18 protein-coding genes and 1 tRNA gene are annotated in these 17949 nt (G+C 59.4%); 12 read left to right on the top strand and 7 right to left on the bottom strand.

All coding sequences use genetic code 11. From position 1 onward, the window contains the following. The first annotated feature begins 211 nt into the window (after positions 1–211). The 5 genes from ABB27_RS15775 (at position 212) to ABB27_RS15795 (ending at position 4151) form a co-directional block, all read left to right on the top strand. A tRNA-Gly gene (locus ABB27_RS15775) sits at positions 212–285 on the top strand. A 145-nt stretch (positions 286–430) separates the two neighbouring features. After that, complete coding sequence (rimK, locus tag ABB27_RS15780) at positions 431–1306, top strand: 30S ribosomal protein S6--L-glutamate ligase (protein ID WP_057629743.1); 876 nt, start codon at positions 431–433, stop codon at positions 1304–1306. Between the two features lie 221 nt (positions 1307–1527). Continuing rightward, positions 1528–1992 carry a hypothetical protein gene (locus ABB27_RS15785; RefSeq protein WP_057629744.1) on the top strand — a complete coding sequence of 155 codons (465 nt, stop codon included), beginning with the start codon at positions 1528–1530 and terminating at the stop codon, positions 1990–1992. A gap of 148 nt (positions 1993–2140) precedes the next feature. Beyond that, positions 2141–2818: a response regulator transcription factor gene (locus tag ABB27_RS15790; protein WP_057629745.1), complete on the top strand. Its 678-nt coding sequence runs from the start codon at positions 2141–2143 to the stop codon at positions 2816–2818. After that, complete coding sequence (locus tag ABB27_RS15795; protein ID WP_057629746.1) at positions 2811–4151, top strand: sensor histidine kinase; 1341 nt, start codon at positions 2811–2813, stop codon at positions 4149–4151. The genes ABB27_RS15790 and ABB27_RS15795 overlap by 8 nt, the downstream gene beginning before the upstream one ends. A gap of 161 nt (positions 4152–4312) precedes the next feature. Here the strand turns inward: ABB27_RS15795 and coaE are convergent, their stop codons facing one another. Genes coaE through ABB27_RS15810 form a run of 3 tightly spaced genes read right to left on the bottom strand, consistent with a single transcriptional unit; the run spans position 4313 to position 7113 of the window. Next, positions 4313–4930, bottom strand: coding sequence for a dephospho-CoA kinase (gene coaE, locus ABB27_RS15800; RefSeq protein ID WP_057629747.1), 618 nt, complete (start codon positions 4928–4930; stop codon positions 4313–4315). A gap of 56 nt (positions 4931–4986) precedes the next feature. Next, positions 4987–5853, bottom strand: a complete 867-nt coding sequence (locus tag ABB27_RS15805; RefSeq protein ID WP_057629748.1) for a prepilin peptidase — start codon at positions 5851–5853, stop codon at positions 4987–4989. A 3-nt stretch (positions 5854–5856) separates the two neighbouring features. Next, the gene (locus ABB27_RS15810) at positions 5857–7113 is read right to left on the bottom strand and encodes a type II secretion system F family protein (protein WP_057629749.1); all 1257 of its coding nucleotides are present in this window, start codon (positions 7111–7113) and stop codon (positions 5857–5859) included. A gap of 347 nt (positions 7114–7460) precedes the next feature. On the opposite strand from ABB27_RS15810, the gene ABB27_RS15815 reads away from it, so the two are divergent. From ABB27_RS15815 to ABB27_RS19425, 7 genes are all read left to right on the top strand, one after another. Further along, positions 7461–7895: a pilin gene (locus ABB27_RS15815; protein WP_057629750.1), complete on the top strand. Its 435-nt coding sequence runs from the start codon at positions 7461–7463 to the stop codon at positions 7893–7895. A gap of 96 nt (positions 7896–7991) precedes the next feature. Then, positions 7992–8396: a pilin gene (locus ABB27_RS15820; protein WP_057629771.1), complete on the top strand. Its 405-nt coding sequence runs from the start codon at positions 7992–7994 to the stop codon at positions 8394–8396. Positions 8397–8445: 49 nt separating this feature from the next. Beyond that, positions 8446–10302, top strand: a complete 1857-nt coding sequence (locus ABB27_RS15825; protein WP_152984627.1) for a hypothetical protein — start codon at positions 8446–8448, stop codon at positions 10300–10302. A gap of 99 nt (positions 10303–10401) precedes the next feature. Next, complete coding sequence (locus tag ABB27_RS15830) at positions 10402–11562, top strand: DegT/DnrJ/EryC1/StrS family aminotransferase (RefSeq protein WP_057629752.1); 1161 nt, start codon at positions 10402–10404, stop codon at positions 11560–11562. Between the two features lie 31 nt (positions 11563–11593). Continuing rightward, complete coding sequence (locus ABB27_RS15835; protein WP_152984628.1) at positions 11594–12541, top strand: hypothetical protein; 948 nt, start codon at positions 11594–11596, stop codon at positions 12539–12541. Beyond that, complete coding sequence (locus ABB27_RS19420) at positions 12534–13286, top strand: class I SAM-dependent methyltransferase (RefSeq protein WP_083491348.1); 753 nt, start codon at positions 12534–12536, stop codon at positions 13284–13286. The genes ABB27_RS15835 and ABB27_RS19420 overlap by 8 nt, the downstream gene beginning before the upstream one ends. Then, positions 13283–14353, top strand: a complete 1071-nt coding sequence (locus ABB27_RS19425; RefSeq protein WP_083491349.1) for an NAD(P)-binding domain-containing protein — start codon at positions 13283–13285, stop codon at positions 14351–14353. The genes ABB27_RS19420 and ABB27_RS19425 overlap by 4 nt, the downstream gene beginning before the upstream one ends. Here the strand turns inward: ABB27_RS19425 and ABB27_RS15855 are convergent. Genes ABB27_RS15855 through ABB27_RS15875 form a run of 4 tightly spaced genes read right to left on the bottom strand, consistent with a single transcriptional unit; the run spans position 14325 to position 17879 of the window. After that, on the bottom strand, positions 14325–15173 hold the full coding sequence (locus ABB27_RS15855) for a GNAT family N-acetyltransferase (protein ID WP_057629757.1): 849 nt from the start codon (positions 15171–15173) through the stop codon (positions 14325–14327). The two genes, ABB27_RS19425 and ABB27_RS15855, sit on opposite strands and share 29 nt — an antisense overlap. Further along, entirely contained in the window at positions 15170–16303 is a 1134-nt protein-coding gene (locus tag ABB27_RS15860) for a glycosyltransferase (RefSeq protein WP_057629758.1), read from the bottom strand. Before ABB27_RS15860 ends, ABB27_RS15855 begins: the two co-directional genes overlap by 4 nt. After that, entirely contained in the window at positions 16300–17004 is a 705-nt protein-coding gene (locus tag ABB27_RS19430; RefSeq protein ID WP_083491350.1) for a class I SAM-dependent methyltransferase, read from the bottom strand. The genes ABB27_RS15860 and ABB27_RS19430 overlap by 4 nt, the downstream gene beginning before the upstream one ends. Before the next feature lie 17 nt (positions 17005–17021). Further along, on the bottom strand, positions 17022–17879 hold the full coding sequence (locus tag ABB27_RS15875; RefSeq protein WP_057629761.1) for a glycosyltransferase family 2 protein: 858 nt from the start codon (positions 17877–17879) through the stop codon (positions 17022–17024). Positions 17880–17949: the final 70 nt, after the last annotated feature.

Below are 17949 nucleotides of genomic sequence, written 5' to 3' on the forward strand. Positions count from 1 at the left end.
GGAGGCGGTGCCGCATCTGCGGCATCGCCTCTTTTTGCATGTGGGGCAGGGGAACCGCTGGAGCGCCCGCAGGACGGCGGTTTGCAACGCTCTGCGACGGGGTGCCAGTGCCAGGGAAACACCTGCCCAGGCCGGGTTCTGTGCGGCGGAAACCGGCAGTTGCGGGCGTTGCTTTGTCCCAGCGTGGCGCATAGACTTCACCCTCGCCAACGCGGGCGTAGCTCAATGGTAGAGCTGTAGCTTCCCAAGCTACTGACGAGGGTTCGATTCCCTTCGCCCGCTCCATGGCTTGGCCGATTGTTGACGGGATCGGGGCAGTAACAGGCCTGCCAACCGCGCGCTGAAGTCCAGCTCCCAACTCCTCGATTCAGATCATCCGGAACCGGTAACGCCGCGATATGCTGCGCGCCTACCGACCACTCCCGCCGCGATGAAACTGGCCATTCTTTCCCGTAATACCAAGTTGTACTCGACCCGCCGCCTGGTCGAAGCTGCCCGTTCGCGTGGCCATACGGTGCGCATACTCGATCCGCTGCGCTGCTATATGCGCATCACCTCCAGCGGCTTTGGCATGCATTACAAGGGCAAGGCGCTGACCGGGATAGATGTGGTGATTCCGCGTATCGGTGCGTCCATCACCCGCTACGGCACGGCGGTACTGCGGCAGTTCGAGATGATGGGTGCACGGACCCCCAACCCTTCCGATGCGATCCTGCGCGCACGCGACAAGTTGCGTGCCCACCAATTGCTTGCCGCCAAGGGCATCGACATGCCGGTGACGGTGTTTGGCGACAACCCGGACGATACCGACGACCTGCTGTCGATGCTGGGGCCGCCGCCGCATGTGGTGAAGCTCAGCGAAGGCACCCAGGGCAGGGGGGTGATCCTCACTGAAAAGCTCAGTGCATCCAAGGGCACCGTCGAGGCCCTGCGCGGGCTGTACGCCAACTTCCTGGTGCAGGAGTTCATCGCCGAGGCCCAGGGCGCGGACCTGCGCTGCCTGGTGGTGGGCGACCAGGTGGTGGCGACCATGCGCCGGCAGGCGCAGGAAGGTGACTTCCGCTCCAATCTTCACGCCGGCGGCGTTGCCGAACGGGTGCAGTGCAGCAAGGCCGAGCAACAAGTGGCGATACGCTCCGCCAAGGCCTTGGGGCTGGGGATTGCCGGCGTCGACCTGATCCGCTCCAAGCGTGGGCCGCTGGTGTTGGAGGTCAATTCGACCCCTGGGCTGGAGGGCATCGAGGGGGTGTCGGGGGACGATATTGCAGGGCGGATGATCGAATACGTGACCAGCCTCAAGCGCTGAGGCCGGGGGATGCAATTTGTTTGCATGGTTTTAACAAGCCTTTAATCCGGCGGGCCCTAGCCTGTTTCCACTGTGCCCAGCCCTCCTCAGTGGGTCCGGTGATCGGGAATTTTTAAGGCCCTGGCGGTTTTCGTCAGGGCCTTGTTTTTGCCCGATTGCCCAGCTGTTGTTGTACGGCGACGGCAGCGCTAGAGTTAGTCAAATCCACTGAGAGAGTCGGTATGGCACGGAAGTTATTGCTTTTATTGGTTTTGGCTACCCCCGTAGTGGTTTTTGCGAAGCCTGCAGAGCTTCCCTTGCGCTCCGGCGAGTCTTTCCAGGTCCAGCAGCAGAAGGTTCAAGCCGATCTGCGGGGTGGGGAGGTTTATAGCGAGATATCTGCCGAGAACCGCGGCCGGGTGCTCGAGGCGCTTGAGCGCATGTCCTCACTCATCGGTGAAGGTAGCGTCGAGTCGCTTTCACCGGAGAAAAAGGTCGCGGCCTTCAACGATCAGGAGCTTGTCAATAATTTGCTTACCCAGGCACGGGAAGACAGCCGGCTGATCTGTCGCCGTGAGAAGACTCTTGGCTCGCAGATGACAACGAGCCAGTGTTTTACAGTCGCCGAGCGTGAGCGCATGAAGCAGAACTCTCAGAGCTATATGCGGTCTATGCAGAGTGGCAAGGACGTAAAAGTCGGCAACTGAGTGTTGATTGGCAGGTGGGTAGCTGCATAAATGTGTGGCTACCTGCCGTCATCCGGATGTAAGAAGTTAACGATGGGTGTGCTGTAATTCCTCGCAAGCGGACTTCTGAGTCCGCCTGTACTTTTCAAGACATAAGGTAATCGCCCACGTGCGCATTCTTGTAATCGAAGACAACAGCGACATTGCAGCCAACCTTGGTGACTATCTCGAGGATCGCGGGCATACGGTCGATTTCGCTGCTGATGGCGTGACCGGCCTGCATCTGGCCGTGGTGCATGAATTCGACGCGATCGTGCTCGATCTCAATCTGCCGGGCATGGATGGCATCGAGGTCTGCCGCAAGCTGCGCAACGATGCGCGCAAGCAGACGCCGGTGCTGATGCTCACCGCCCGCGACTCGCTGGACAACAAGCTGGCCGGCTTTGATTCCGGTGCCGATGACTACCTGATCAAGCCGTTCGCGCTGCAGGAAGTGGAAGTGCGGCTCAATGCATTGTCGCGGCGTGGAAAGGGTGCACACACCCGCGTGCTGGAAGTGGGTGACCTGGAATACAACCTGGACACGCTGGAAGTACGCCGCCAGGGCAAGCTGCTGCAGCTCAACCCGACCGCGCTGAAGATCCTGCAGGCATTGATGGAGGCCTCGCCGGCAGTGGTTACCCGGCAGGAGCTGGAAACCCGCGTCTGGGGCGAGGAACTGCCGGATTCGGACTCGCTGCGTGTGCATATCCACGGCTTGCGCGCGGTGGTGGACAAGCCGTTTGAAGTGCCGATGATCCAGACACGCCACGGCATTGGTTACCGCATCTCTGCACCCGATGCCTGAAACAGCCCTGCCTGAGGTCGTGCGCAGGCGCGGACGCTATCGTCGGCGCCTGCGCAGCCGCATCATCCTGTCGTTCGTCCTGTTGGGCTTCTGCCTGACCACGCTGTTCGCCTTCGCGACGAACTGGGCGCGGATGCGCGTGGAAAACCAGCTGGTTGAGGACGTGATGAATCGCAACCTCGACGCTTCCTGGCAGAGCTACATGCGCAGTGGCGGCACTGATGTGGTTGCGCCGGTGCAGCAGATGCGGGCCTTCCTGTTCAGGCCGGACAAGCTCGAAGGGCTGCGTCGTGACTACCCAGAATGGGAAGGGTTGCAGGACGGCATCCATACGATCAATGGAGAGGATGCCGAAGGCAAACCTTTCTCCTACAAGGTAGGTGTTCGTAAAACACCGGATGCCTGGTTTTTTATTGCTTACGACATGGGCCAGGCGCTTCGTGGTGAGCAGCAACTCAACCGCGCGCTGTTCCTGTCGGTAATCATCTTCAGCCTGCTGTCCTGGGTGTTGGGCTGGTGGTCTGCCTCGCGCGTGATGCGGCCGGTATCGGACCTGGCCTCCCGGCTGCGGGCCTACCGCGGCGGTGCCAAGCATCCCGAACCTTTGGCGCCGCGTTTCCCGGACGATGAAGTTGGCCAGCTGGCCGAGGCTTTGGATGACTATTCCGAGCGCCTGACCGAAGTGGTCCAGCGTGACCGCGAGTTCAATGCCGACGTCAGCCATGAGCTGCGCACGCCGCTGGCGGTGATCCGCGGTGCTACCGAGCTGCTGTTGGCGCGGCCCAATCTGGATGAAAAAGTGCTGCAGCGCTTGCAGCGCATCCAGCGCGCAGAGCAGCAATGCAGTGACTTGATCGGCTCGTTGTTATTGCTGTCGCGCAATGAACGCGCGCAGGGCAGCAGCAATGTCGCCCGGGTTGCCGAGCAGCTGCTTGAATCCCATCGTGCCCAGCTCGGTGGCAAGCCCTTGGAATTGGTGCTGGAAGGATCGCGCGAGCTGGTGGTCGATGCGCCTGAGTCGGCGCTGTCGGTGGCGCTGGGCAACCTGATCGGCAATGCGGTGAAGTATTCGCAGGAAGGTCGGGTGCTGGTACGAGTGGGCGCAAATGCGGTGGAAGTGATCGACAACGGCCCGGGACTGAGCGAAAAAGATGCTGCCAGTCTGTTCCAGCGCGGCTACCGCGGCACGCATGCTGGCCATTCGCAGGGCGGCGGGATCGGTTTGTCGATCGTCAGTCGACTGTGCGCGCTATACGGCTGGCAGGTGGACATCCGGCCGGGCAAGGAGCGCGGTGTGATTGCGACGCTGACATTTGCGCCTGAGCAGCCTTGAGTTGGAATCGAGTGCTCCGGCCTGCTTGAGCTGGCTGGCGGATGGCGGATGGCGGATGGCGGACGGCCAAGTGGCGCCGAATGACCCGCTTTTAGCCCCTCTCCCGCCAACGGGAGAGGGGTTGGGGTGAGGGCGCTCTCTGCGCGTAGTTGAAACTGCGGTCAGGCCGACGCCCCAGCAAGCTTCCGATAGCGTGCATCCAGTGCATCGATATGCAGCTGTAGCGCATCCGGATGCCCGTCATTGACGATCACATCATCAGCTAGCGCCAAGCGCTGCGCGCGGCTGGCCTGCGCCTGGATCATGCGCTCGGCCAATGCCGCATCGATGCTGTCGCGGTTGAGCAGGCGTGCGTGCTGCACCTGTTCCGGGGCATCGACGACAAGGATCCGGTTCAACCAGGGATAGGTCGGGCGGCCACCCGCTTCGGTAAGTAGAGGAATCGCGGCGATCGCATAAGGACTGCTTGCCGCTTCGCAGATGCCGCGCACTCTTGCGCGGATGGCCGGATGGGTGATCGCTTCCAGTGCGCGGCGTTCATCGGGATTGGCGAATACACGCTGACGCAGGTAGGCCCGGTCCAGGCTGCCATCGGCCTGCAGAACCTCGGCACCAAACAGTTCGGCAATCGCCGCAAGAGCAGGGCTACCAATCGCAACAACCTCGCGCGCTGCGATATCCGCATCGGCCACGGTAATGCCCAGGGCCTCGAAACGCCGGCTGACTTCACTCTTGCCCGAGGCGATGCCGCCGGTCAGTCCGACGATGAAATTGCTCATGCAATGTCTCCAAAACAACAATGGCCCTCGAAGGGGCCATTGTCGCTGGTGATTGTTTATTGCTGTAGCCCAGCCAAGCGCATGTAGCCGCCTATCATCTGGTCGCCCCACATGAAGACCAGCCAGCCTGCGATGGCCAGGTAGGGGCCGAATGGAATCGGCGTGGCACGGTCGCGCCCGCGAGAGTACAGCCAGATCGAGCCGATGATGGCGCCGACCAGGGAGGACAGCAGGATGATCGGCAGGATGCCCTTCAGTCCGCACCAGGCGCCCAGCGCGGCCAGCAACTTGAAATCGCCATGACCCATGCCTTCCTTGCCGGTGATCTGCTTGAACAGCCACCACACCGTCCATAGCGACAGGTAACCGACGGCGGCACCAATCAGCGCCGGCTTGGCGGGCATGTACAGGTTGTCCATGCTGCCTATCAGGCCCAGCCACATCAGCGGCAGGGTGAGCTGGTCGGGCAGCAGCTGGGTGCGCAGGTCGATGCCCGAGAGTGCGACCAGGAAGCAGCTCAGCACGATGGCGCCAAAGCCCTGCCAACCGAAGCCGAATTGCCAGACGCTGGCCAGCACCATCAGGCTGGTGACCAGTTCCACGATCGGGTACTGGATGGAGATGGGCGCCTGGCAATGGCGGCACTTGCCGCGCAGGAACAGCCAACTGAACAGCGGGATGTTCTCGTACCAGCTCAGCTTGTGCTTGCAGTGCGGGCAGTGCGAAGGCTCCACCACGATGCCCGGCGGCGGCGGCTCGTAGATATCGGGCTCTTCGAGGATTTCGCGCGCATCGCGCTTCCACTGCCACTCCATGCGCTTGGGCAAGCGCAGGATCACTACGTTGAGGAAGCTGCCGATCAGCAGTCCCAGTCCGGCCGCGGCGGGATAGCCGAGACCGGGATGCTGGTCGAGAAATGCCATGTGTTAAACCACAGATGCCAGTTTGAAAATGGGCAGGTACATGCCGATGACCATGCCGCCGACGATGGTACCGATGAACACCATGATCATCGGTTCCAACAGGCTGCTCAGCGCGTCGACGGCGTTGTTCACTTCCTGCTCGTAGTACTCGGCGACCTTGAAGAGCATGGCATCCAATGCGCCGGCTTCCTCGCCGATGGCGGTCATCTGGATGACCATGTGCGGGAACAGGTTGACCTGCTTCATCGCCATGTTGACCGGGTAGCCGACGGCGACATCGTCACGCATGCGGAAAACCGCTTTTTCATAGACGCTGTTGCCGGTGGCGCCGGCAACGATGCCTAGCGCTTCAACCAGCGGGACACCGGCCTTGAAGGTCACGCCAGTCGTACGCGCGAAACGCGCGATTGAACTGTTGTGCATGATCTGGCCGATAACAGGCACCTTCAGGATCAGCTTGTCCATCGTGTGCTGCATGCCCGGAGAGCGCTTATACGCAAACAGGAAGCCAACGATTGAGCCAACAATCACGATCAGGATGAGCCACCACCAGGCGACCATGAACCGTGAAAGGGCGACAATCATCTGGGTAAAGGCGGGCAGTTCCGCGCCAAAGCCCTTGAACACGTCCTCAAATTGCGGAACCACCCAGACCAGCAGGATGGAGCTGACCAGCAGCGCTACCGCGACAACCATGGCGGGGTAAAACAGCGCCTTCTTGATCTTGCCCTTCAGGGCTTCGATGTTCTCTTTATAGTTGGCAACCGTATCAAGCACGGTTTCCAACACACCGGCGCCTTCACCGGCCTTCACCAGGTTGCGGTAAAGCTCATCGAATTGCACCGGATGCTTGCTGATGGCCTCGTAAAGCGAGGAGCCGCCCTCGATGTCGGCCCGGATCTGGCCGACCATCTTCTTCATGCGCGGGTTTTTCTGCCCGTCGCCGATGATCTCCAGCGAGCTCACAATGGGTACGCCGGACTTCATCATGGTCGCCATCTGGCGACTGAAGAAGGCGATATCCTTGGCTGTGATTCTGGAGCCGGTAGCGCCAAACAGAGGCTTCTGTTTTGGCTTTACAACGGTCGCGGTGATTCCCTGCTTGCGCAGTTCGGCACGAACCATGTTCAGGTTCTTTGCCTGCTGCTCACCCTTCATCTTCACGCCGCGTTTGTCTGTTCCCTCCCAGACAAACGGCAGCAACTGATTGGTGTTGCGCGCTATGGGGTCGTTCTTGACTGCATTACGAGTGGCGGACATCGGTTTGGGCTCCCCGCCCAAGCCTTCCCCAGGCCGGGCATCTGTCTGCATGGTATCTGCTTCGAAACGAACTGGCACGCATCCAATAGCAGGCTGAGTACGCTTGCAGCTATCGAAAGGCGGGGTGCGTCACAAAGTGACGCATTGCGTCACAAAGAGGTATGGCGGGCAAAACCGGCGACAGGGGCTTCCATTCCTCAGCGTTGCTGCCATCATTGTAGCGGGGAGCTGGGGAGCTGTCTGAAACTTGGCACGCATCCTGCTTTGCACTACCCCGCATGGGAGGGAGTCTGCCTATGCGGCTTTCACCCTCGTCAACTTTCAAAAACCTCTAGGGGATGTACCTAATGAAGAAGCAGCAGGGTTTTACGCTGATCGAACTGATGATCGTTGTTGCGATCATCGCCATCCTGGCCGCCATCGCGCTGCCGGCTTACCAGAACTATGTTGCCAAGTCGCAGATCACTGCGGGTCTGGCCGACATCCGTGGTGGCGTGACCGCGTTTGAAGAAGCCATTCAGGCTGGCACCCAGACCGGCGCTCCGGCAGACCCGGCTGCGATTGGTTTGTCTGCTAGTACCGCTCGTTGTGCTATCGCAGCAACGGGTAACTATGACGATGCCCAGGGTCAGGCAATCACCTGCACCGTGAAGGGTAACCCGAGCGTTGTCGGTGCGGAAGTTGCTTTGACCCGTACTACCTCGGGCGCATGGGAATGCAGCGTCACCGATGGCGCTGTCGTGCTGAAGGACTCGTTCATTCCGGCTGGCTGCACGCACTAATAGTGTAGGTAGTTGCTTTGAAGAGGCCCCGTAATGCGGGGCCTCTTCATTTCCGGCGTTCATCGCCAAGGTTCAAGGGTGCTATTGGGGGGCATCATGAAGAGACAGCGCGGCTTTACATTGATCGAGTTGATGATCGTGGTTGCCATCATTGCCATTCTGGCTGCCATTGCCTTGCCTGCGTATCAGCAGTATGTGGCGAAGTCCCAGTTGACGGCGGGTCTGGCGGAGATCAGGTCGGGCCAGGCGGGCTTCGAGTCGTTCGTGCTGGTGGAAAACGTGAACACCTTCGCATTGGCTGATATCGGGCTGAATGCGAGCACGGCGCGCTGTGATATCAGTATGACGCCCGGTGATACGGGATTCATCCGTTGCAGATTGAAAGGTAATCCGCAGGTTTCCGGGAAAAGCATCGAGCTTGAGCGCGCTGCGTCGGGGGAATGGTCCTGCAAGGTAGATGCGTCCATACCGACGAAGCTGTGGCCTTCCGGATGTCAGTGATTGTTCGATTGCCAACGTTGGTGGGCAATCGCCAGGTAGGGAAGGTGTGATGCGGCTGGTCTGGTCTAGGGTGGTTGCAGCGCGGGGCGCTGGATGGGTTGCATTGTTGGGGTTGGTGGCGCTCACGCTGCTGGTGTATTGGCCAGGCTTGGGCGGGTCCTTCCTGTTTGATGACTTTCCAGCGCTGGTAAGCAATTCGCGTGTGCATGTGCAAGCTGGCGATTGGCCGGCTTTGTGGCGCGCGGCCACCAGTTTCGACCCGGGCGGAACTGGCCGCCAGTTGGCGATGGCCAGTTTTGGCCTTAATCATATGCTCGGTGGCTTGGATCCCTGGGGATGGAAGTTGGGTGGGGTGCTGGTGCATCTGCTCAATGTTGTCCTGGTCTATCTGCTTTGCATGCGTTTGTTGGGTCTAGCTGGGGTGCGTGAATGGTTGCGGCCTGCGGCTTGGACGATCGCGCTGCTGTGGGCGGTGCACCCCCTGCAGGTTTCCACTGTTCTGTACGTGGTGCAGCGAATGGAAACGCTGTCCCTGACCTTTGTCTTGCTTGCTCTGCTGGCATATCTACGCGGCCGGCGTGCGCAGATGGATGGTTCTCGCGCCTGGCCTTGGTTGCTGGCATGTGTGCCACTGCTGCTGCTGGCGCTGGGTTCGAAAGAGACCGCGCTGTTGTTTCCTGCATACACGTTGGCGCTTGAGCTGACCTTGCTTGGCTTCGGTGGTGCCACGCTCAATCAGCGGCGTTTCTGGCGGTGGGGATACGCCTTGGGGGTTGGTTCGGCCTTGGTGCTGTTTGTGTGTGTGGTGGTTCCGTACTACGCAACGCCCGAGGTTTATGCAATTCGTGATTTCAGCGCGCTGGAGCGGGTGCTCACCCAGCTGCGCGTCCTGCCCTTGTATCTGGGGCAGATGTTGTTCCCGAATTCGGCATGGATGACCTTCTATTACGACGATCTGGCGGTGTCGCATTCATTGCTGTCGCCGTTGTCGACGCTTTGGGGGGGATTGCTGCTGGCTGCACTATTGGTGTTGGCCACGGCGCTGCGTCACCGCGCGCCCTTGTTTTCGTTGGGCGTGCTGTGGTTTTTCGCTGCCCATCTGATTACCAGCAATGTGATCCCTCTGGAACTGGTGTTTGAGCATCGCAACTATTTCGCGTTGCTGGGCGTGTTGCTTGCGCTCGCTGACCTCGTGCGGCGCATTCCGGTGCGCGATGGGCCCGCGATCAAGATGGCTGCGATTGCTGGCCTGGTGCTGATCGTTGGCTTTCTGGGAATGGTGCGGTCCGCGATCTGGGGTGATGGCCTGCTTCTATCGACGGAGCTGGCAGCCATCAATCCGCAGTCTTCCCGGGCGGCTCATGAATTGGGTATGCGCTATTACGAAATGGCGGATGGCTCGGCCAACTCACCTTTCTTCAGCTTTGCGGCGGCCGAGTTCGAACGCGAATCCAGTTTGCCGACCGCCAGCATTCTGGCCGAGCAGTCACTGATCTTGATGCATGCCGGGCGGGGGCTGGCGGTAGATCCCAAGTGGTGGAGCCGACTGCATTGGCGCCTGCGTGAGCGGCCGGTTACACCTGAGACAACGGCGGCGATGTTTGGGCTCCTGGGAAATCGCTTGAAGGGAGTGGAGTTGGATGATGCCGCCTTGGGGGATGCTTTCCTGCTGATGTTCGACAAGGTTGTGCTACCGCCTTACAGCTACCTGCAGGTTGCGGCGCACGCACGCGACTATCGGCACGATCAGGCCTTGGAATATCGGTTGTTGACGATGGCTGTAGAACAGTCGACTGATCACCCTGGCTACGTGGCACATATGGCGGATGGGCTGCGGAACGAAGGTCATGTTCAGCAGGCTGATTTCGTGCTGGCCAAGGCAAAGGCTTTGGGTGTCAGGCCTTGATGAGGTTATGCGTTCTTGCAGGGTAAGATTGTTGCCTAAGTCCGCGCTCATGTTTGTGCGCGCGTTGCTACCCGCGAAAGTCTAGAGTGCTGACAAGCGATGACATCAACAGAGCCGTTTCTGGTTTTCGGATCCCCGCTGATCGAGCAGGCCGAGATCGACGAGGTATTGGCTTGCATGCGGTCATCCTGGCTGGGTACTGGCCCCAAGGTGGCGCAGTTCGAGCGTGACTTCGCCGACTATCAGCATTTGCCGCCGTCACGCGTTGCTGCTGTCAACTCCTGCACTGCTGCCTTGCATGTCAGCATGGTTGCTGCAGGTTTGGAACCTGGGGCAGAGGTGATTACCACCCCGATGACGTTCTGTGCGTCCGTCAACGCTATCATCCATGCCGGCTTGACGCCGGTGCTGGCCGATGTGGACCGGCAGACCCAGAATATCGATGCTGCGGCGATCGAAGCGGCGATCACCCCGCGGACGCGGGCGATTGTGTTGGTTCACTTTGCAGGACGCCCCTGTGAGATGGATGCGGTGATGGCCATCGCCCACAAGTACAACCTCTGTGTGATCGAGGACTGCGCGCACGCAATTGAGACCTCTTGGAAGGGGCAGAAAGCAGGCACATTTGGTGACTTTGGCTGTTTCAGCTTCTATGCGACCAAGAACGTAACGACTGGCGAAGGCGGCATGGTGATTGGGCGCGATGAAGCACTGATCGCCCGGGCCAAAGTGCTGGCGCTGCACGGGATGAGCAAGGATGCCTGGCATCGTTTCGGCGACAGTGGCTATAAGCACTATCAGGTTGTCGAAGCCGGATTCAAGTACAACATGATGGATCTGCAAGCCGCCATAGGTAGCCCGCAGCTTGCCAGGGTCGAGCGCAACTGGTTGCGGCGGCAGCAGATCTGGCGGATGTATATGGAAGCCTTTGCCGATTGCCCGGTCTGGCTGCCTGCGCCCCCCGCAGCGGATACGCTGCATGCCTACCATCTGTTCACCATCATGGTGGATGAGGAACGTTGCGGTATTTCTCGCGATGCTTTTCTTGATGCGATGAATGATCTTCGCATTGGTACCGGCGTGCACTATCAGGCAATCCCGGAGCATCCTTACTACCAACAGCGCTTTGGCTGGCGACCGGAGCAGTGGCCCAATGCGATGTGGCTGGGTCGTCGAACCGTCAGTTTGCCTTTGTCACCGAAACTCAGCGATGCAGACGTGGCTCGCGTGATTGCCGCTGTTCGGGGAATCCTGGGGTGAAGGCGCCGCGGAGTAGCCGGGGAGTCCAGCCGTGACTGCTGACTCACCATCAATTTTGAAAGCAGGTATCTGGCGGTATGCGCGTGTCGCTGCGGCGTGCATCTTGATTGCATCGGCCTTGGTGTTCATCTGCTATTCGATGAGATCCCAGTTACCGCTGTTCACCCGGGCGATGCGCGACATCGAATGGTGGAAGGTTGCGGCAGCGGTTCTGGCAGCCGTACCAATGTATCTGGTCAAGGCTATCTACCACATCAGGCTGCTGGAGCGATTCTCCGGTGTGAAGATGGCGCGCGGCAAAGCTGTCACCGTCTATCTTCAGGCGCAGGTTGTGCGCTACCTGCCTGGCAAAGTCTGGGGTCTGTTGTATCAGAGCGGGAGAATGGCTGCGGCTATCCAGCCCGGTGTCGTGGTCGCTGCAAATCTCTGGCAGATGCTTATCACCAATGTGCTTGCGCTTGGTGTTGTTGGCGGCTTGTTGCTGTGGGGCAATCATTCGCCGGGCTGGCTGTTGCTTGCTGTTGGCAGCATTGTGCTGGTTGAGTTGTTGCATCGATGGCCCATAGTCGAGTCTTTCGGGCTCGGGTTGGTCGTGCGCATCTTCCCGAAGCTGGGGGTCACTTTACCGCAAGGCCGCTTGCTTCCAATGCGTTGGACGGGTACCGCGATGCTCTGCGCGGAATGGATTTTCTTTTTCCTCGCTTTCATGATCCTGCTCAACGGGAAGCAAACCGTGGCCGATGCGATCATCCTGGGTGCCTGGTATGGCGGTGCATCAATCGTCGCGCTGGCTGCGTTCGTAGTGCCGGCGGGTATAGCTGTACGTGAGGCAATCTTTGTCGCTGCTCCGAGTGTCGTTGATCTGGATGCTGCTTATCTGATGCTTGTGGCGGCATTGGCGCGGGTTGTTTTTTTTGGCGCCGAGATTGTGGCAGCGCTTGCGGCGACATTTTTTGGAGCTTTTCGACGCCATGAGTGATGCGCGGAAAAAACAACGTTCGTATTGGGATGCGCTAGCAGATTCAGATCCTGATGCAGCGGTAATTGATCCCAATGACAAACGCGGACTGAAGAACCGATATCTGGCCGAGATTCGCGATTTGGCATTTCTCCAGACGCTTGCAGCCCGCAACGTAGCAAACGGCATGCTGCTTGATGTTGGTACGGGTACCGGCAGCGCGGCGCTTCCGCTGCTCGATGCTGGTCATCGTGTTTTAGGGGTCGACATTTCATTCGGGCTGCTGCGTCACGCGCAAGCGCGGTGCGGGGCCAAGGATGGATTGTTTGTCCTCACCGACGGGCGCGAACTTCCGGTAAGGGCGCAAGGCTTCGATGCGGCAGTTGTCTATGTCGTGCTCAGCTATCTTGTGGATGACGCTACTGCACTGGCGCTGTTGGAGAATATCCGAACGGCGCTCAAGCGCGGGGCGGTATTGGTAATGGTCGAGCAGGTCCGGGCAAATCGTCGGATTTGCGAGGACGGGCTGAAGGTACAAAGAACCATCTCGCAGTGGCGAAGGATGCTGGAACAGGCAGGATTTTCATCAACAACCTGTACGGTCCTTCGGCATGGGCGGTTTCCCTTGACGCCTCTGATCAAGGCAGGATTGATTCCTCGACGACTATGGCCGCGGGTGCGTAGCATTGAGACGTGGGTAGGGAGGCACTTGGGTGTTCTCAAGTGGGATTATGCAGAGGTCAAGTTCGTGGCTGTAGCACCATGATTGCCATTATTGGCGGTGGCCCAGCGGGTATTGCGCTTGGGTTGGAGCTGGACAAGAGATCCATTGCGTACGATCTGTTCGAGGCTCGACAACTTGCTTCTACCTGGCGATCAGTACCATCCGGACTGCATGTGCTGAGCCCTTGGTGGACCAATGTGCTGCAGTTCCGGCATGCATTGGCTGGTAATCCGTTGCGCAAGCCGCGTGCCGAGGTTTATCTGGCGCACCTGGATGCGATGGCAAGGCGGTTGAAGGGGCAACTGTTTACGGACTGCCGGGTTGATGGTCTCCGGCCAGATGGATCTGGACGTTGGGTTCTGGATACGGCACAAGGGCGCAGGGGGCCTTATTCGACTGTCGTGTTGGCGACAGGCTACTTCTCCACGCCTCGTCCGGCCGACCCGCTCATCAATACGGATGGTTCATTGCCGATGGTACATGCAGCGGAGGTCACTGATTACGCTGCACTTGAAGCAATGCGTGACGGGGATTTGCCGGTTGTCGTGGTTGGGCGGCGGGTGACGGCAGGTCAGCTGCTTTTGGAGTTGGAAGCGCGGGATATTCCGGTCGCGTTGAGCACCCGCTCAGCGATGGAGTATCGGCGCCACGGGGTGTGGGCGTCGATTCGCGAGACCGCCTATTTTTTCTGGGAGGAACTGCAGGCGCGCCTGATTCCAAATCTACGACGGCCGTCGTATCCCGTGATGGAAGGAGGGCCCACGGAGTCGCTGGTTGCCTCCGGAAAAGTGGCTGTGTTGCCGCGCATTCGATCCATCGTGGAGGGGGCGTTGTTGCTTGATGATGGCAGGAAGGTCCGAGCGGCAGCGGTGATATTGGCAACTGGCTATCATCCGGGCCTGGGCTTGTTACCCGACAGCTTGGACATGGATGAATATGGGATTCCAAGCAGCCAGGATTTCCAGATATCAGCGATGCCGGGTGTCCACCTGCTGGGTTTTGACAACGTGTATGACCATCGAAGCAGATATTTGAGGGGAATCCGTGCTGACGCGGGCCGGCTCGCTGATCTGCTGGTGGTCAAGCGCGGCGGCGTTGGGCCGAAATAAGGTTGGCCGCCTTGACGGCGGCGAGGAAGCCGCGGGCACGCAGTGGATTCAGGGCAAGGTCGTAGGTGGTGAAGCGATGGGCCGATGCGCCCCATAGCAACTTGTACGACGTCAATGTTGGTTGATCTGCGGGCGAAGGCAGGAAATCGAAGGTCGTCATGCCAGCTTCTCGCGCCTGTCTGAGCATGGCGAGGAAGAGCAGGTCGGACACGTAGTGATTTCGGGCCTCGATGGCGTGTGCGCCATGCATGTAGTAGGCGGCTTTGTTCCGGAATCCTACGCAGACGAAGCCGCAAAATTGCCCGTCCAACTCGGCAACGATAGCGGCATCTTCGGCGATCAATTCAAAGTAAGTCTGGTTGTAACGTGCCGCACCGCCGTGTCGCCGGATCGTCGATAGATACAGCCGGTGCATGCACTTCCCGTCGCTCTGCCGGCCCTTCCGCAATTGCAGCGATGATCGCTTTTCACGATTGCTGGTCCTGCGGGCCTTGTCGAAATTGCGCTCGTCCCAGGTGTTCAACGAGGAGATGATGCAACTGCCCAGCTCATGGGTTGCCAGCGGTTGCATAGCCGCTTGCATTTCACCGGTCTGCAGCCGAACGATATCTGCCTTGAGGGTTCGCGCCATCTGCATGCGGATGGCGAGCTCGTCCGTGCCAACAGGGCCTTGGGTTCCAGTAAAGAAGTCCGGATAGGCGATGCGGAATGGTCCAGCCCTGAAGCAGGTTATCGACCCGCCATCAGCGAGGCTGTGATGCGTTGCGCCAAGGCCCTTTGTAACAGCATCGACCCATTTGCTGGATAGGAAGTCAATCATGGCTTGTTCTGGAGGATCGCTGCTGTGATTGCCTGGGCGGTCTTGCCCAGATCAAAGCGCTCACGCATTGCTTGCAGATGGAATCGTGCGGGATCGGTACCCAACATTGTGCGCATGGCGCTGGCGAAAGCTTCAGCGCTGACTTCGTTGGCAAGTACCCCAATTTCGCTTGTGACCAGTGCCGACAAATCACCCACTGGCATTGAAACTACCGGTAGGCCGAGTTTCATGGCATCGGAGAAGACAACGGGGATGCTTTCTATCCGTGACGGAATCAGCAGGTAGTCGGCATGCAGCATCGCCGTGGATGCTTCATCGCGGGACAGGTAGCCGCGGACTTCGACCGGTCTGCCCGCGTGTAGTAGGCTGGCTGCTGACGAACGGACAAGTGGTTCGAGTGCTCCACCGCCTGCGATTGTGACGCTCTCTATTTGAGCCCAATCCTCGTCTTCCAGTTCGGACAGCGCCTGCATGAGGAGGTCCACACCCTTGTTCGGGTGCCACCGGCCGAGGAACAAGAATCGAAAAGGAGGTTGTGAGCGGTTGGGTGAGCGCGAGCCAGCATCGATTCGGCGTGTGCTGGGTAGAAAGGCAACCTCACGTCCTGCAATGGCTTTGGTTTCGTTTCCCAGCTCGATGCCATCGGACCAGCAGTGGTGTGCGCTCTTGAGGATGCTTCGCAGTCGAGCGCGCAAGAGCGGGACCTTTCCCAGGCTCCAGATATCACTGCCCAGCGTCCATACGGAGTAGCCGATGCGACGACGGCGTGCGGCTTTTTTTGCCCATTGGCCGGATGGGAGTGCCCACAGAGCCAGGATGTGCTCGGTGCCATCGGACGCCTGCCACGTCGCGCGCTGCCCTCCCTTCAGCACCTTGTACATCCATGCAAGGTCAGCCATGCGCCAAGGCTTCAGCGTGGAAAGTGGTGATTTGGGAGCTTCATATCTGTAGACATCAATATGCTCGGACCAGCTCTCGATCGCGTTTGCGGTGCCCGGTGCAACGATGCGGATGTTGAAATTGGAGGTGAGTTCCTCAGCAAGGTCCGCCACGAAAGCGCCAGCGGCTTCGCTGCCATCGCCCGCAATGGGGAATGATGTCGTGACCATCACGAGGGTTGGTCGGGTCATGGCTTGCGAACTTCCAGTTGATAGCCCTGCGCCATGTGAGACCAATCTGGCCAAACCCAGCTGAGCACTTTGGCGATGATGTTTATGGTGGGAACTGCAATCAGCGTTGGAACGAGGAATGCAGCTTTACGCCAGCCCCTGCGCTCATCAATAGCGCCGGCCAAGGCCAGGCAAGTCAACAGCGCAGCGGTACACAGCGCATGTCCGCTTTTTTCAATCGTTACGATCTGCAGGCCTGCTTGTTCCACCGTTCGCCCCAGACCATACGTTGTGAAACGCTGGAAGTCATAGGGCGCATCATGCAGTGGATAGAGGAATGGCATTGAAATCCAGGCGCGACCTCCCTGAACCAGCACGCGGCTGATCTCTGTCATCACACGGGCTGGGTCAGGAACATGTTCCAGCACCTCAAAGCAGGTGATGTTTTCGAAGCTGAGGTCGCGAAATGGGAGCTGTGCGGCGTCCCCGAAGATGGACGGTTTGGCGGCATAGAGGTCATGGCCGGTCGCTGGATAGTCAAATGCTATGTATTCAACATCTGCAGGCAGCAGCGGTTCTATCCAACGGTCAGCGGCACCAATGTCCAGCAGCTTTCCCGCACATCGTTGCACGTTGGCTGGCAGTGTTCTCTTTCCAAGGAGCCATTGCGGATGTAATGGAGAGCCTTTTGCCAGCCGGGCAAGTCGTCGAAGTGTCGTCATATGAGGTTGATTTTCTGTCAGCCATCACGGCGATAGGTCAGGTTGGTGATCTGCTCGGAAATCAACCCGATCAGGAAAATGATGACTGCTGCGCTGAATAGCAGCACGCTCATGTTCGTGAAGCGGTGTTCGGTGACGAACGTGTAACCGTAGTACCCAAGCCCGATAAGAAAGAAGGCAAGCGATATCGGCCCAAACAACTTCATCGGCGAATACAGCGTCGCGATCTTGAAGATAATCAACAGAAACCTGATGCCATCCTTGATCGGCCGGATATGGCTGCCATTGCCGACACGCTTGGCCACCGGGATCGGCACATAGGCCACCGGGTAGGCGCTGCGGAAGAACGCCATCGTGCTGGTGGTTGGGTAGCTGAAACCGTTCGGCAGCAGGTGCAGGAATTCGCGGAAGCGCTCTGCGCGCACGGCGCGGAAGCCGGAGGTGAGGTCGTCAATGCGGTGGCCGGTCATATGGCTGGCCAACTTGTTGTAGAAGGCATTGGCCAAGCCTCGGTGCAGATTGGCCTGGCCGCTGCTGTCGCGTGCGCCGACGACCATGTCGTAGCCTTCGTCCAGCTTGGCCAGCAGCTGGGCGATATGTCCCGCGCTGTGTTGACCATCGGCGTCCATGAACACCAGGATCTGGCCGCTGGCGGCGCGGGCACCGCGCTTGATCGCCGCACCATTGCCCATCGAATACGGGCTGCTCAGCACGCTGGCGCCTTGTTCGCGGGCGATGGCGGCGGTCTGGTCGGTTGACCCGTCGTCGACCACGATGATCTCGGCGGACGGATATGCTGCGCGCAGCTCGGGCAGGGTCCGTTTCAACCCTTCGGCCTCGTTCTTCGCAGGCAGGATGATGCTCAGTTCACGCACGTTTGATTACCGGTAGTTCTCCCCGCCGTCATAGTAGCCGGGTTGCCGGCCTGGGTGCGGATGGACTGAC

It is taken from the genome of Stenotrophomonas terrae (assembly GCF_001431465.1).
Lineage (GTDB): Bacteria > Pseudomonadota > Gammaproteobacteria > Xanthomonadales > Xanthomonadaceae > Stenotrophomonas > Stenotrophomonas terrae.

Excerpts from the sequence above, each read along its gene's own strand:
- rimK (WP_057629743.1), top strand. The coding sequence starts at position 431 with ATGAAACTGGCCATTCTTTCCCGTAATACCAAGTTGTACTCGACCCGC.
- ABB27_RS15785 (WP_057629744.1), top strand. The coding sequence starts at position 1,528 with ATGGCACGGAAGTTATTGCTTTTATTGGTTTTGGCTACCCCCGTAGTG.
- ABB27_RS15795 (WP_057629746.1), top strand. The coding sequence starts at position 2,811 with ATGCCTGAAACAGCCCTGCCTGAGGTCGTGCGCAGGCGCGGACGCTAT.
- coaE (WP_057629747.1), bottom strand. The coding sequence starts at position 4,930 with ATGAGCAATTTCATCGTCGGACTGACCGGCGGCATCGCCTCGGGCAAG.
- ABB27_RS15805 (WP_057629748.1), bottom strand. The coding sequence starts at position 5,853 with ATGGCATTTCTCGACCAGCATCCCGGTCTCGGCTATCCCGCCGCGGCC.
- ABB27_RS15810 (WP_057629749.1), bottom strand. The coding sequence starts at position 7,113 with ATGTCCGCCACTCGTAATGCAGTCAAGAACGACCCCATAGCGCGCAAC.
- ABB27_RS15815 (WP_057629750.1), top strand. The coding sequence starts at position 7,461 with ATGAAGAAGCAGCAGGGTTTTACGCTGATCGAACTGATGATCGTTGTT.
- ABB27_RS15820 (WP_057629771.1), top strand. The coding sequence starts at position 7,992 with ATGAAGAGACAGCGCGGCTTTACATTGATCGAGTTGATGATCGTGGTT.
- ABB27_RS15825 (WP_152984627.1), top strand. The coding sequence starts at position 8,446 with ATGCGGCTGGTCTGGTCTAGGGTGGTTGCAGCGCGGGGCGCTGGATGG.
- ABB27_RS15830 (WP_057629752.1), top strand. The coding sequence starts at position 10,402 with ATGACATCAACAGAGCCGTTTCTGGTTTTCGGATCCCCGCTGATCGAG.
- ABB27_RS19420 (WP_083491348.1), top strand. The coding sequence starts at position 12,534 with ATGAGTGATGCGCGGAAAAAACAACGTTCGTATTGGGATGCGCTAGCA.
- ABB27_RS19425 (WP_083491349.1), top strand. The coding sequence starts at position 13,283 with ATGATTGCCATTATTGGCGGTGGCCCAGCGGGTATTGCGCTTGGGTTG.
- ABB27_RS15855 (WP_057629757.1), bottom strand. The coding sequence starts at position 15,173 with ATGATTGACTTCCTATCCAGCAAATGGGTCGATGCTGTTACAAAGGGC.
- ABB27_RS15860 (WP_057629758.1), bottom strand. The coding sequence starts at position 16,303 with ATGACCCGACCAACCCTCGTGATGGTCACGACATCATTCCCCATTGCG.
- ABB27_RS19430 (WP_083491350.1), bottom strand. The coding sequence starts at position 17,004 with ATGACGACACTTCGACGACTTGCCCGGCTGGCAAAAGGCTCTCCATTA.